Source organism: uncultured Ralstonia sp., from assembly GCA_913056305.1.
Classification (GTDB): domain Bacteria; phylum Pseudomonadota; class Gammaproteobacteria; order Burkholderiales; family Burkholderiaceae; genus Ralstonia.
In genome coordinates, this window is the sequence record CAJXMR010000126.1 from 1 (window position 1) to 13,719 (window position 13,719).

The 13,719-nt window shown below is 66.7% G+C and carries 9 protein-coding genes, 1 tRNA gene and 1 pseudogene; 1 reads left to right on the forward strand and 10 read right to left on the reverse strand.

Annotation, left to right across the window (positions count from 1 at the left end; genetic code table 11):
* From QZ609_RS17640 to gudD, 3 genes are all read right to left on the reverse strand, one after another.
* A partial coding sequence (locus tag QZ609_RS17640) for a glycoside hydrolase family 31 protein (RefSeq protein ID WP_295497518.1) occupies positions 1-2,330 on the reverse strand: 2,330 nt, incomplete at its 3' end.
* Between the two features lie 10 nt (positions 2,331-2,340).
* A complete protein-coding gene (locus tag QZ609_RS17645) occupies positions 2,341-3,633 on the reverse strand; it encodes an MFS transporter (protein ID WP_295497520.1) in 1,293 nt (430 codons plus the stop codon).
* Positions 3,634-3,705: 72 nt separating this feature from the next.
* Positions 3,706-5,058 carry a glucarate dehydratase gene (gudD, locus tag QZ609_RS17650; RefSeq protein ID WP_295497522.1) on the reverse strand — a complete coding sequence of 451 codons (1,353 nt, stop codon included), beginning with the start codon at positions 5,056-5,058 and terminating at the stop codon, positions 3,706-3,708.
* 115 nt (positions 5,059-5,173) lie between these two features.
* On the opposite strand from gudD, the gene QZ609_RS17655 reads away from it, so the two are divergent.
* A complete protein-coding gene (locus QZ609_RS17655) occupies positions 5,174-5,941 on the forward strand; it encodes a FadR/GntR family transcriptional regulator (protein WP_295497524.1) in 768 nt (255 codons plus the stop codon).
* A gap of 394 nt (positions 5,942-6,335) precedes the next feature.
* Here QZ609_RS17655 and QZ609_RS17660 read toward each other — a convergent pair whose 3' ends face one another.
* From QZ609_RS17660 to QZ609_RS17690, 7 genes and pseudogenes are all read right to left on the reverse strand, one after another.
* Positions 6,336-6,584 (reverse strand): GlsB/YeaQ/YmgE family stress response membrane protein, encoded by a 249-nt coding sequence (locus tag QZ609_RS17660; protein WP_295497526.1) that lies wholly within the window; start codon positions 6,582-6,584, stop codon positions 6,336-6,338.
* A gap of 37 nt (positions 6,585-6,621) precedes the next feature.
* On the reverse strand, positions 6,622-7,344 hold the full coding sequence (locus QZ609_RS17665; RefSeq protein ID WP_295497528.1) for a response regulator transcription factor: 723 nt from the start codon (positions 7,342-7,344) through the stop codon (positions 6,622-6,624).
* A gap of 484 nt (positions 7,345-7,828) precedes the next feature.
* Entirely contained in the window at positions 7,829-10,177 is a 2,349-nt protein-coding gene (locus tag QZ609_RS17670; RefSeq protein WP_295497530.1) for a CHASE2 domain-containing protein, read from the reverse strand.
* Positions 10,146-11,852, reverse strand: coding sequence for a FecR domain-containing protein (locus QZ609_RS17675; protein ID WP_295497532.1), 1,707 nt, complete (start codon positions 11,850-11,852; stop codon positions 10,146-10,148). The genes QZ609_RS17670 and QZ609_RS17675 overlap by 32 nt, the downstream gene beginning before the upstream one ends.
* The gene (locus tag QZ609_RS17680) at positions 11,836-12,549 is read right to left on the reverse strand and encodes a response regulator transcription factor (protein ID WP_295497534.1); all 714 of its coding nucleotides are present in this window, start codon (positions 12,547-12,549) and stop codon (positions 11,836-11,838) included. The genes QZ609_RS17675 and QZ609_RS17680 overlap by 17 nt, the downstream gene beginning before the upstream one ends.
* Before the next feature lie 406 nt (positions 12,550-12,955).
* Positions 12,956-13,342, reverse strand: a pseudogene (locus QZ609_RS17685) (MFS transporter); the annotation flags it as partial.
* 171 nt (positions 13,343-13,513) lie between these two features.
* Positions 13,514-13,587: transfer RNA gene (locus tag QZ609_RS17690), tRNA-Cys, on the reverse strand.
* Between the last annotated feature and the right edge of the window lie 132 nt (positions 13,588-13,719).

Sequence of the window (13,719 nt, forward strand, 5' to 3'; positions counted from 1 at the left end):
TGCCGCACATCACCGGCGGGCAGGTGAATCTCAACGGTGTCAGCCAGCGTCGGCATCTTGCCTTCGCACGATACGTGCAGCGTGATGGCATGCGCATCCGACACCGCACGCACGCTCCAGCGGCCCTGCTCGCCGTCGCGCCACGCTTCGGTTTCGCCGTCGTCTTCAATGCAGCCGCCAACGGATTCGCCAACGCCTTGCATGGGCACGACAAGGAAGCCGCGTTGATCGGCGCGCTGGTCGAAATGCTGCTCCGCCACGTTCAGCGCGATCACGCCGCCTTCGCGAACCAGCATCACCGGCTGGTCCCAGGGCGAAGGCAGCGTGGTGGCCTGTCCGCCTTCGAAGGCCTCGCCGCTCCAGTACGACACCCAGCGCGCGCCGGCCGGCAGATAGACGGTGCGCTCGGTCTGCCCTTCGTCCACCGCCGGCGCCACCAGCAGCGACGAGCCGATCATCATGTCATCGCACTCGGCGTAGCAGCGGCGGTCGTTCGGGAACTCGGCAAACGTCGGACGCAGTACCGGCTCGTAGGCCTGCGTGGATTGCCACAGCAGTTCGTACAGATACGGAATCAGCCGATAGCGCAGCTTGATCAGCGAGGCAATTTGCGAGGTGATCTGCGGATACATCCACGGCTCGTTGACGGTCTTGTCATCGTTCCACGAGTGGATGGAGAAGCGCGGCAGGAAGACGCCAAAGGCCACCCAGCGCACCAGCAGTTCCGGCGAAGGCGCCGGGCCCGCAAACCCGCCGATATCGTGGCCGATGTTCGAGACGCCGGACAGCGCGAGGCCCAGGCCCATCTTCAGGTTGTAGCGCAGCGTTTCCCACGACGTGTAGTTGTCACCGGACCACGTCTGCACGTAGCGCTGCATGCCGACGCCGCCCGAGCGCGACACCAGGAACGGCCGCGTGTGCGGCGCGTGCTCCAGCTGCGCCTCGCGCGACGCGCGCATCATCAGCATGGTGTGCAGGACCTTGGCTTCGCGGATCGGAGCCTTCTTGCCGAACCCCTGCGCAAAGGCATCGGGCGACCACACTTCAAACTCGTTGTTGTCGTTCCAGGTGGAGGCGATGCCGTAGTCGAGCAGCGCGCGCTTGACGTTGGCCTTCCACCAATCGAGCGTCTTCGGGTTGGTGAAGTCGAGATACGCGCCCACTTCGTCCCAGAACTGCACCCAGGCCGGTTCGCCGTTGGCGTCGCACACCAGCAGGCCGGCTTCCTTGGCTTCCTGGAACTGCGGGTGATCCTGCAGCAGGCACGGCTTGATGTTCGGGCACAGGCGAATGCCGGCGTCCAGATAGCTCTGCACGAAGCCGCGTGCATCCGGAAACTTGTCGGTGTTCCAGTTGAAGACGTAGCGCTTGGGGCCGATCGACGTGTAGCCGGATGACAGGTGGAACGAGTCGCACAGGATGTCGTGCGTGCGGCAGCCCTGGATGAACTCGGCCATCTGTTCCTGCGCGTTGGGCGCGTCGGTGTACGTCATGGTCGAGCCGGAGTAGCCCAGGCCCCACTTCGGCATCCACGCCGGGCGGCCGGTCAGCCAGGTAAAGCGGCGCGTGGCATCGAGGGGCGTGTCGGGCGAGGCGATGAAGTAGTAATCCAGATCGCCGAAGGGCGCGACGAAGTAGCGATAGTGGCCGTGGTAGTTATCCAGCTCGCGCCCCATGTCGAAGCTGCAATCGGACAACGTGTCGTAGAACAGGCCGAAGCCGGTCGCTGCCTCGGGCTGCCACGTGAGGTAGAACGGGATGTGCTTGTACAGCGGATCGGTCGTGCGCGCGCTGTAGCCCATCGCGTCGATGTTGCGCATCTCGTAGCGCTGGTGCGCGCGGTTCAGCTCGCCGGCGCGTTCGCCCAGGCCGAAGTACATCTCGCCGGGTTCGCGGCGCACGTAGTGATAGACCTGCTCATCCCAGTAGCCGAAGTTGTAGGCCTGGGTGGAGCGATCCGACAGCACGGCATGCCATTGGCCGGCGCGACGGATCTCCCACGTGCAGAAGCCACCGGCCAGCGCGACGGTCAGGCGAATCTTGGCCGTCTCCAGGCGCAGCGTGTCGGCATCGGCGTGCAGGGCAAACGACGGCAGCGAGAAGCCGCTCAGGTCGCGACGGTCACGCCCCTCAAGCGGCGTATCGTCGCCACCCGGCGCGATCGACCAGGTGGCCGGGCCGCGCAGGTCGCCCTGCGGCAGCACCAGCACGCGGACGATGTCCTCTTCCAGCACGAAGAGTTCAATGGCAGCACCGGTCGTGCTGGTCAGGCGAAGACGGTTGCCTTCGCGCGCCTGGAGTTCGAATCGGGGGGGATGCAGCAGGGACATCGGTTTCAACTCAACTTGAAGCAGAAAGTTTCATCTGACGCGCGGCGCGCTCTTCTTGCGATTGGCCGCGGATCAACACGATCAGCAGCGCCGCGCCGATCAGGTCAAACGCGCCGAGCATGCCGAACAGTGGGCCGTAGCCGACCTTGTCGGCCAGCGCGCCCACCAGCAGCGAGAAGCCCAGGCCGCCAATCCACGCCGACATGCCGGCAAAGCCACTGGCAGTACCCACCTCCTCCGGATCGAACACGTCGGCGGCCAGTGTGTTGACGAGCGTGGAAATCATCTGGTGCGCAAAGCCGCCCACGCAGAACAGCGCGATGGCCGTATAGGGAGACGCGACGAGCCCCACGCACGCCGGACCAATCATCATGACGGCGCCCAGCACAACGCCGCACACGCGCGACCACACCAGCGGAATACGGAAACGCTTCATCAGTAGCGGCGACAGGTAACCACCTGCCAGCCCACCCAGGTCGGCCGCCAGGAACGGCAGCCACGCAAACATGGCGATGGTTTTCAGATCCAGATGTCGCTCGCTCACGAAATAGAGTGGAATCCAGAAGCTGAATGTCTGCCAAGCCGGCTCGGCAAAGAAGCGCGCCAGCGCAATGGCCCAGAAACGGCGCGAGGTCACCACCTCCTTCACCGGCCGCTTGCCACGCACGGCGCCCACGGGGCGGAGCTGGCCGCCGACGATCTGCTCGCGCTCGGCATCGGACAGCGAAGCATGGTCTCGCGGCGAACGATAGAACGCGAACCACAGCGCGGCCCACACAAAACCGATGGCGCCCGTGACCACAAAGGCCGACTGCCAGCCATAGCGCAGATGCAGGAAAATCACCAGTGGCGGTGCCAACATGGCGCCGAGCGATGTCCCTGCATTGAACCAGCCCACAGCAACGGATTTTTCCTTATCGGGAAACCACTCCGCCACGGCCTTCATGCCGGAGGGGATGGCGGCGGCTTCGGTCAGGCCCATCAGGCCACGGAAGCCCGCCAGCGACAGCCACCCCGATGCGCCCGCATGGAGCACGCCCGCGAACGACCACAGCACAGCAAACAGCGCAAAGCCGATCCGCAAACCGATCAGATCGACGATGAAGCCGCAGACCGGCTGCATGATCGTGTAGCCGACCTGGAACGCAGCCACGACATACGAATACTGCTGCGTGCTCATGCCCAGTTCGGTCTTGAGCTGCGGCGCGAGCACGCCCAGCGAATTGCGCGCCAGGTAATTGATGATGGTGCCCAGGCACACCAGCGCGATGATCCACCAGCGCAGGCCCTTGATTGTTTTCAACGTCGTCTCCTCGTCTTTCTTATGTTTTGAAAACTACTGAACTGCGCTACGCCACTGCTGCAACCTTTACCGTTACCGCACCAGGCACGGCCGCTTGTTGTTGAAGGTCCAGTTCGGCACCAGGTACTGCATGGCGGCGGCATCGTCGCGCGCGCCCAGGCCGTGCTGCACGTACAGTGCGTGCGCCTTTTCCAGCTGCTCCATGTCGAGCGTCACGCCCAGCCCCGGCGCAGTCGGCACGGCGATCTCGCCGCCCGCAATCTGGAACGGCGCGCGCGTCAGGCGCTGGCCGTCCTGCCAGATCCAATGCGTGTCGATGGCGGTGATGTTGCCGGGCGCGGCAGCCGCCACGTGCGTGAACATCGCCAGCGAAATGTCGAAGTGGTTGTTGGAGTGCGAGCCCCAGGTCAGGCCCCAGTCGTCGCACATCTGCGCGACGCGCACCGAGCCCTGCATGGTCCAGAAGTGCGGATCCGCCAGCGGGATGTCGACCGACTGCAACTGGATGGCATGCCCCATCTGGCGCCAGTCGGTGGCGATCATGTTGGTGGCGGTGGGCAGGCCGGTGGCGCGGCGGAACTCGGCCATCACCTCGCGGCCGGAATAGCCGTTCTCGGCGCCACACGGGTCTTCGGCGTAGGCCAGCACGTCGTGCTTGTCGCGGCACAGGCGGATGGCCTCGGCCAGCGACCACGCGCCGTTCGGGTCGAGCGTGACGCGCGCGTCGGGAAACGCCTCGGCCAACGCGGTGGTGACGACCATCTCGTCGTCGCCGCTGAGCACGCCGCCCTTGAGCTTGAAATCCTTGAAACCGTAGCGTGCGTAGGCGGCCTGCGCGAGCCGCACGACCGTCTCCGGCGTCAGCGCTTCCTGGTGGCGCAGCCGCGTCCAGTCGTCGGTGGCATCGGCGCCGTCGGCATAGTCGAGGCTGGTGCGGGTGCGGTCACCCACGAAGAACAGGTAGCCGAGCACCGGCACCTTGGCGCGCTGCTGCCCCTGCCCCAACAGGGCGGCCACCGGCACGCCCAGGTGCTGCCCAAGCAGGTCGAGCAGCGCGCTCTCCAGCGCCGTCACGGCGTGTACCGTGGTGCGCAGGTCGAACGTCTGCAGCCCGCGGCCGCTCGAATCGCGGTCGGCGAACTGCTTGCGCACGGTATTGAGCACGTTGTTGTACGCACCGATCGACTGACCGATCACCAGGGGCGCGGCGTCTTCGATGGTCTTGCGGATCGCCTCGCCGCCCGGCACTTCACCCACGCCGATATGGCCGTCGGAGTCTTCCAGGATGGCGATATTGCGCGTGAAGTACGGACCATGCGCGCCGCTCAGGTTGAGCAGCATGCTGTCGCGCCCCGCCACCGGGATGACTTGCAGGCGGGTGACGCGGGGCGTGCGGAGAGAGGATTCGGCAGAGCTGTGATTCATGGTTATCACGTATGTCATCAGTCGTCGTACAACATGGAAGCCGACTATAATTGACACATTCCCACAGGGCCACCCCTGGTAAACCCGCAATCCCGCCATTGGAATTGGAGACAGCATGTCCGCCGCAAGCTCCCCTGCAACGCTCGTGCGCCGCACCCAAAGCTTGGCGGAAGTGGTGGTCGACCATATCAAGGGGCGCATCGCCACGGAATCGTTGCGCCCCGGCGACAAGCTGCCGACCGAGTCCGAGCTGATGGAAGCGCTCGGCGTGAGCCGCACGGTGGTGCGCGAGGCCATTTCGCGATTGCAGGCCAAGGCGTTGATCGAGACGCGCCACGGCATCGGCAGCTTCGTGCTGCCGCCGCGCGCCGACAACAGCATCCCGCTGGGCGATGCCTCCACGCTGCACGACATCCTGTCCATGCTGGAGCTGCGCGTCGCCATCGAGACGGAATGCGCCGGGCTGGCCGCCCAACGCATCACGCCAAGCCACCTGGAGGCCCTGCGCGCAGCGCTCGACGCCATCGAGCTGGACCAGGCCGCGGGCAACGACAGCGCCACCGCCGACCTGCAATTTCACCTGACCATCGCGCGGGCCACCGGCAACGAGCACTTCGTGGGTGCCCTCGCCCAGCTCGGCAAGACGCTCATCCCGCGCAGCCGGATCGGCTCAACGGAAGTCGGCTACCTGAACACGCCCGAATCGCGCGCCACCGTCAATCGCGAGCACCACAGCATCTACGACGCGATCTCCCGCAAGGACCCCGAGGCCGCGCGGGCCGCCATGCGCATGCACCTGTCGAACAGCCGCGAGCGCCTGCGCCGCGCGCACAGCCAGAGCGGCACGCTCGCAATGGAAGCCGCCGCACCAAACGCTGTCTGAGGGCGCGGGATCCCGCCATCGGCGCGGCACCCCTGGTTGTACGATGTCCTATCACTCGTTGAACAGGCTGCCAACGAGGTCAGCCCAGTCAGACTCTCCGGCTCCCGGACCGCAGCCGACCAATCGCCTGCTTCATCGGCGAAGCGTTGATAAAGGTTTGCATTGTCCGACCGCAGCCCACGTAACCTGAATCTGCACCGACCCCTCGTGGGTGCGCTCCCGACCGCGGAAGAGAGAGCTGCGGTCTACTTAGGCCCTGATGCCAAGCTGTCCCGGGTATCAGGGCTTTTCTTTTGGGCCGTTCGCCGCCCATCCCAGCACCGGACAAAGAAAAAGGGCCCCGACTTGCGGAGCCCCTCTCATGCTGGCGTGTTCCGGCGCCGGGCCGGTCAAATCAGCGATTGCGTGCGACCAAGTGATAGCCCATCAGCAGGATGATCGCCCCGATCACCGCGCCGATGAAGCCGGCCGATTGCCCCGGCTGGTACAGGTGCAGCAATTGCCCGAGGAAGGTCGCGGCCAATGCGCCGGCAATGCCAAGCACCGTGGTCAGGATGAAGCCGCTGGGGCCGCTACCGGGCGTGATCCAGCGCGCGACCAGGCCGGCCAGGAACCCGATGATGATGGTGACGAGGATGTGCATGGTTGGTTAGGGTCTCAATGCAGGGGTGGGAAAACCGTCAAGATGCCCGCGCCAGCTCGGCCGATGCCGCGCCCATCACGCGCTCCAGGCAGAAGCCGTGCCCGTAGATGGCGCGCAGGCGCAGGCCGTTTTCCGGCTTGAGAAGCAGCTTCTTGCGAAGACGCGAAACATGCGTATCCAAGGTCCTGGAATACGGACTCAATTCGCGGCCCCACAATGCCAATTCGATGTCCGTGCGCGAAAGAATGCGTCCGACATTGGCGAACAGCAGCAGCGCCAGTTCGAATTCGCGGGCGTGCACCGCCAGCGGCGCGTCGTGCAGGTGGACCGAACGGTTTTGCCGGTCCACCGTGTAGTGCCCCAGACGGATTTCCGACGCTCGCACGGCGCGGCTGACAGCAAACCGGCGGATCAACGCATCCAGGCGCGCCAGCAGTTCCGGCGGCCGGATCTCGCCGTGGAAGCACAGGTCGGCACCATGGTTGAGCGCTTCGGTGGTCTCGTACTCCGCGCCGCCGTCGGCCAGGTAGACGATGGCCATGCCCTGCCCGACGTGCTCACGCACGCTGCGCACCAGCGACAGGCCTGGCATGTCGTGCGCCTGCGCCCCCACCATCAGCAGGTTGATCCCATTCACGTCGATGGCCTCGAAGACCTGGCGTGTGAGAAAAAGCGGCACGCACTCAAAGCGCGTGGGCCGCAACGCGGTATGGATCGCCTGCAAGCGGCCAACATGTGCGTCGATCAAACCGATCTTCATTGCAAGACTTCCCCGTTCTGCCACTGGACCTGCTCTCATGCCGCTGGACAGCCGTCGTCGCGCAATCCGTTATCGCGCGCACGAACGCCGCATGAGGTGTATAAGGGCCGACCGGCGGGCAAGGCCCGCGCATCCCCCGGCGGGTTCCCGTCGCCGCGTAAGGCACGGTGAAGATGCGCACGAACACGGTCGTACTCAGCTTCGCTCAGTCCATCGCTCGCGGTCTTGCTCAACATACGTGGCGCCTTGGGTGGCCGGTCGTTCGTGGATTCGATCTGCCTGTGCTGCCGGTTCTCGCCCAGGGTGCCGCCGTCTCTCGGCCGGGTGAGTCACCCGGGGTACGTTGTGCCGGTCGGCAATAGAAATGTAGGCGCGCAACGTGAGGGGATTGCAAATGATTGAAAACGACCAGTGCCTGCGGCGGCCCCAGAGATGAGGCGCTGACACAGCGCGGCGGGCGCATCACGGGACAAAGCGCGCCCGCTCAGAGCAGATCGTCGTGCGGCTGGCGCGGCAACCAGATCGTGAAGGTCGAACCCAGCCCCGGCGCGCTTTGCACGGTGATGCGCCCGCCGTGCCGGTCCACCACGGTCTTGACGAACACCAGCCCAAGCCCGCTGCCCGACGGTGCGTCGGCCACCGCTTCGTGCAAGCGGTGGAAAGGCTGGAACAGACGCGGCTGGTCCGCCAGGGCAATGCCGGCACCATGATCGACCACGCTCACGGCCAGCATGTCTTCGTCGGCACGCACTGTCACCATGACCAGTGCACCGTGCGGGCTGAACTTGATGGCGTTGTTGAGCAGATTCACCAGCGCGCGCACCAGCATGCGCGGCTCGCCGTGCACCACGGCCTCGATGTTCGCATCGACGCGCACCTCGACCTGGTGACGACTCGCCAAGGCCCATACCTCATCCACGGCGTCGAGCGTGAGCCCCACCAGGTCCACGTCCACCAGCTTGAGCGCCTGCGACTCCGCGCGCGCCAGATCGATAAAGGCGTCGGCCAGCTCCAGCGTCCGTGAAGACAGCTGCTGGATGCGTGAGAGCAGCGTCTCGCGGTCGAGCGCGCGCCCCGCATCGCGCTGCAGCTCGATCAGCGCGAGGATGGCGCTCTGCGGCGAGCGCATGTCGTGCGAGATGAAGCGCAGCGCCTCCTCGCGATGGCGCTCGGCCTGCCGCACCGCGGTGATGTCGGCAAAGCTGACGATGATGTCGACCGGGTTGCCCGCGTCGTCGCGCAAGGCGGCGGCATGCATCAGCATCGAGCGGCCATTGCGCGTGCGCAGCTCCACCGGTTCCTGCGCGGCGTCCGGTGCGGCCAGCCAGCGCGTCCAGTAGTGCTGGCCTGCCGCCGGGTCCTCGAAGGCCCGTGTGAGCAGGCTCGGCAGGTCACGCAGCGCGGCGGCGCGGTCCAACCCTGGCATCGGCGGCTGCCCAGCAAGCTCGGTCGTGCGGCCGTTGGCCAGGCGGATGTCGCCGGCACGCGTGCAGATGACGGTGGCGTCCGGCAGGCCCTCCAGCGCGTCGGCCAGGAAGCGGCGCAGGCCGCGCAGCTTGTCGGTGAGCGAGGCCACCGCGTCCATATGCGCGCCGAGCGTGCGGCCCGTCTGCGCCAGCGGCGCCGCATCGGCAAGCACACCCGGCTCGCGCGCCAGGCGGTGCAGCTCGTCGCTCAGGAAGCGCAGCGCAGCCTCCTGCTGGCGCCAGCTCCACAGCGGATACAGCACCAGCGGGCCGACCAGCGCGGCAAACGGCGGCAACCAGCAGTTCCATCCCACCAGCGCAATGACCACGCCGACGAGCAAGACCGCCGCACTCCCCAACGACAGCACCAGCGCCATGCGCGGCGCCAGCCACAGCAGCGCGCAGGCGGTCACCACCAGCGGCAGCAGCGTCGCCAGCCAGAACACGCTGCGCGGCGGCGGCAGGATCGCATTGCCGTCGAGCACGGTCTGCGTGGCATTGGCCAGCACCTCCACGCCGCTCATGGTGCGCGAGGTGGGCGTGGCAAAAATATCGGACACGCCGGAGGCCGTGGCGCCAACCAGCACCAGCTTGCCGGCAAACGTCTGCGCCGGCACACGGCCTTGCAGGACGGCCAGCGCGGGCACATGCCGGAACGTGCCCGCCGGCCCGGCAAAGTTCACGCCGATATTGGACTGGCGGGTCCAGCCATCGGGGCCGACCTCGGCGCGGCGCGGCACCTTGCCGGGCAACGTGGGCGCGGCCTGGCGTGCCAGCTGCACCGCCAGATGGTCAAGCAGGTGACCATGCGGGCCCTCCGCCAGGTAGAGCCCGCGCACCACGCTGTCGGAGTCGGGCGCGGCATTGATATGCGCGATGTCCGTGCCGATACCGAGGAACGGATAGTGGTACACCCGCCCCTGCTCCGTGCGCTCGGGCAGCGCGGGCAGGATGACGTGGCCCGCCACCGCCATCGCCGCACCCAATGCGCGATCGCCCTCCGGATGCATCAGGTCGGGCTCGATCAGCAGGATATCCACGCCGATCGCGCGCGGTTTCGCCGCGCCCACGCGCGCCATCAGGTCCGCCAGGCGCGTGCGCGGCCACGGCCAGCGGCCAACGGCATCGAGGCTCTGATCGTCGATGGCGACGATGACGATGTCGTCGCGGGGCGCATGCCCATGCAGCGACACCAGCGTGTCGTAGAGCGCCGAGTCCAGGCGCGACACCACGCTCCAGCGCACCGCACCGACCGTCAGCAGCGTGGCCAGCGCCACCAGCAGCGCCCATTCCAGCAGCGCGCGCAACCCTGGCCGCGGTGCGGTCGCGTTGGATTTAGCGGGGCTGGGCTTTGCCGGACCGGTCATCGAGGAGGAGGTTCATCCCGCCCACCTGCACAGGCGCGCCCTGCGAGTCGACCACGAAGGCGCCGACATCGATGCGCTGCGGCTTGGCAAACACCACCGACGCCGCATCGCCAAGGTCGATGCCAGTACGGATGTAATACGTGCCTGCGGGCGGCTGCGGAATCGCCGCTTCGTTGCCGGCGCTGACCAGATCGGCCAGCGGCTTGGCAAAGGTCGGCTCGGCGGCAAGCTGGACACGCGTGCGCGCGCCCGCTGCGGCAAGCGCGGGATCCAGCGCCTTCCAATGCGCGTGGAGCATGCCGTCGTCACCGGCAGCCACCGAGGGTGGCGGGACGGCATCGAGGGGAATGTCGAGCGCGCGGAAGGCAACCGCATCGCTCCACGGCCCGGTCTTGCCGTCTTCACCCACGGAGCGCACGCGCCAATACCAGGTACCGGCGGGCAGTGGTTTGGTCACACGCGCGTCCTGGCCGTGCTGCTGCACGACGGGCGCGGCGAAGGTGGGCGCATCAGCCGCTTCGAGATCGTACGAACGCGCATCGGCCACGCTGGCCCATGCGAAGACTGCGTCCCCGCTGCGGATGGTCTTCCCGCTCGCGGGCTGGATCATGTAGGGCGCTTCCGGATGCAGGCGCACCGTAAACGGCCGCGTCACCGATGGCCCGCTCAGGCCCAGTGCGTCGACGCTCTGCACGACCAGCGTGTAGGTGCCATCTTCATCGCCGCACAGTGTGGCGCCGGCGGTCTTGCTCTGTTGGTAGGCGCCGAGTTCGGTCAGTGCCGCGTCGCGCGCAACCGCCGCACGATAGGCGGCGGCGCCCTTCACCGGCTGCCAGGTCGCGCGAAAACACGGCGTCTGCACCAGCTCCGGCACGGCATCAAGCTTGGGCGCGGCCGGCAGCGCGACACGCTTCAGGCGACCACCCGCCGCTTGCACGCCGTAGCCGGCGCCCACCGCCTGGGTCTGCCGCCCGGCCCGCACGGCCACCTTGCCCTCCAGCACGGATTCGGTCGACGCGCCCTCGGTGGCCTGCACGCGAAAGCGCGTGCCACGCACGCCCGTCACCAGCGCGGGCGTGGAGATTTCATAGCGCCCCACCCCGGTCTTCTTGGGCGACACGGTCGATTCCACCTCGCCGTCCTTCACATGCATGCGCACGTCGATCAGCCCGGTGCGGGCAAAGCTGCGCACCCGCGACAGCGCAACGTGGCTACCGGGCGGCACGGTCACGCGCGTGCCATCGTCAAAGGCCAGCGTGACGGCGCCCTTCGCGCCGGTTTCGATCTGCGCGTCTTCGGCGAGCTTCATGCCGGCTTGCAGTGGCGTGTGGTCGCCCGTGGCGGCATCGCGCGCAAACACCACGGTGGCCGCTGCCGGCACCACCGGAATCCGGTCGAACGGAATGCGCAGCACAGAGCCTGGCTGCAGGTGGTAGGGGTTCGCCACGTGGTTGCGCTGCTGCAGCAGGCGCCAGCCTTCGGCGTCGCCCATGTAGCGGTCGGCCAGGGCGATGAGCGTGTCGCCCTGCTGCACGCGATAGAGGAAATCATTGCCATCCGCGCCTGACGGCTGCGCGAAGGCAGGCTGCAGCGTTGCGCCGCACGCCAGCGCCGCGCCCATCGACGCGGCCAGTCGGAACCAGCCGCGCCAGCGCGGCTCAGCTTGCGCCGCCATCTTCCTGCGTGGTTTCGAGGCGGTAGCCGTGGGAATACACCGAGACCAGCCGCACGCCATTCTTCTGGTTGAGATCGAGCTTCAGGCGCAGCTTGGAGATGTGCGTGGCCAACGTGCGCGAATCTGGGCCGATGCTGCGGCCCCAGACCGCCTGCTCGATCAGCTCGCGCGGCACCAGCTTGCCGACATTGCGGAACAGGTACAGCGCCAGGTCGAACTCGCGCGGCGACAGCTCGACCTGCAAGCCATGCAGCGTCAGCACGCGGCCCAGCGGGTCCACCGCGTAGGGACCGACGCGCATGCGTTCGAGCGACTCCCCCGTGCGCGGCGCGGCGCGGCGCAGCAGCGCACCCACGCGCGCGACCAGCTCGGCGCGCCGCACCGGCTTGACCACGTAGTCATCCGCGCCGGCCGCGAGCCCGCGCACCACGTCGTCTTCCAGCGAGCGGTTGGTCAGGAACAGCACCGGCAGCGCCGGGCCGACCGTTTGCCGCACCCAGCTCACCAGCTGGATGCCGCTGATGTCCGGCAACTGCCAGTCGAGCAGCAGCAAATCGAACGTGCGGTCACGCAACGCCTTCACAAAGGCATCGCCGCTGCTGAAACATTCGCATTCGTATCCGGACGAAACCAGGATCTCTCGAATCAACTCCGACTGCGCCTGGTTGTCTTCTACTGAGGCAATTCGTATCGCCATCTGGATTGCCCTTCCCCGTCATCCGGGTCCGGCAGCACCGTGCCGCTAGACCGACCGCCGCTACATGGGGCGCCGGCCTGCTCCCGCTCTCTTCATCATCGGGCCCCGGGCTAGCGCGACTGGCATTGCAGCGCGCCGGCCACCCATGGCGCGGCACCGACACCCGCGCGAGACCTTGCTTATGGCCCGTCAGCATGCGCAGCGCAAACCGACTTGAGCCCAGTTCATGCTAAAAGGCTGCCCCTGTCATATTGCAAACAATTGTGAAAACAAAGACATAAGACTCGCGATTGGTGTCGTTCTATCATTTTTCTTGGCGTCATCACAATCCATACTCACCTCGAAAGTATAGGGCCCGCCTCGCAGAAGGGCGCGCGCGACGGGTTTACACCTGTTTCAAACAGACCTAGATGCGGGGGAACCCGTGGCCTGGCGCCGTAGTTCGCTTGCGGTCAGCGATCGAGCAAACTGCCCAGAACATCAGCGCCAGCAGGCTGCTCCCGCCCCCGAGCCAGCACACGCCCAGCCAACCGGCCCAGGCGTACATCGCCGTCTATGCCAGCGCGCCGAGCCCACAGCCCGTTTCATAAAAGCGCATGCAGACGCCGACCAGCCGGCTGTGTGCCTCGGGGCGCAAGCGAAAAATCAGACTCTGGTTGAGCACGTGCACCGCCTGCCCACCCAGGTCGAGCTGCACGACGCCGGCAATCAACCAACCCAGATACCGCATGCCCAACCCCAACGGCAGCCAGGCGAGCACGAGCAACGCCAGCGCCGCGGCGGTGGTCGGCTGGGCGTGGCCGCCGCTCCTACCAATCCGCTCGCGCCGATGCAGCCCAAGGCTGAAAACGGACGCGCCGTGCAGGCCAGCGAGACGGAGGTGAGGAAGGTGGCGACCAAGACGCGCGGATAGGCGCTGCGCCAAAGAAAAAGCCCCGAACCAGTCGGGGCTTTTCTGCATGCTTGGAGGCGGGGGTCGGAATCGAACCGGCGTACACGGCTTTGCAGGCCGCTGCATGACCACTCTGCCACCCCGCCAGGGGTTCAGCATTCGCATTGTAGCGATTCGTGAAGAACCGCGTATTTCGCGTGCCGATAAAGAAAAAGGGAAGCGTGGCTTCCCTTCGGGATTGGAGCGGGAAACGAGGCTCGAACTCGCGACCTCAACCT

Coding starts and splice junctions, on each gene's coding strand:
- gudD (WP_295497522.1), bottom strand. CDS start 5,058: ATGAATCACAGCTCTGCCGAATCCTCTCTCCGCACGCCCCGCGTCACC.
- QZ609_RS17655 (WP_295497524.1), top strand. CDS start 5,174: ATGTCCGCCGCAAGCTCCCCTGCAACGCTCGTGCGCCGCACCCAAAGC.
- QZ609_RS17660 (WP_295497526.1), bottom strand. CDS start 6,584: ATGCACATCCTCGTCACCATCATCATCGGGTTCCTGGCCGGCCTGGTC.
- QZ609_RS17665 (WP_295497528.1), bottom strand. CDS start 7,344: ATGAAGATCGGTTTGATCGACGCACATGTTGGCCGCTTGCAGGCGATC.
- QZ609_RS17670 (WP_295497530.1), bottom strand. CDS start 10,177: ATGACCGGTCCGGCAAAGCCCAGCCCCGCTAAATCCAACGCGACCGCA.
- QZ609_RS17675 (WP_295497532.1), bottom strand. CDS start 11,852: ATGGCGGCGCAAGCTGAGCCGCGCTGGCGCGGCTGGTTCCGACTGGCC.
- QZ609_RS17680 (WP_295497534.1), bottom strand. CDS start 12,549: ATGGCGATACGAATTGCCTCAGTAGAAGACAACCAGGCGCAGTCGGAG.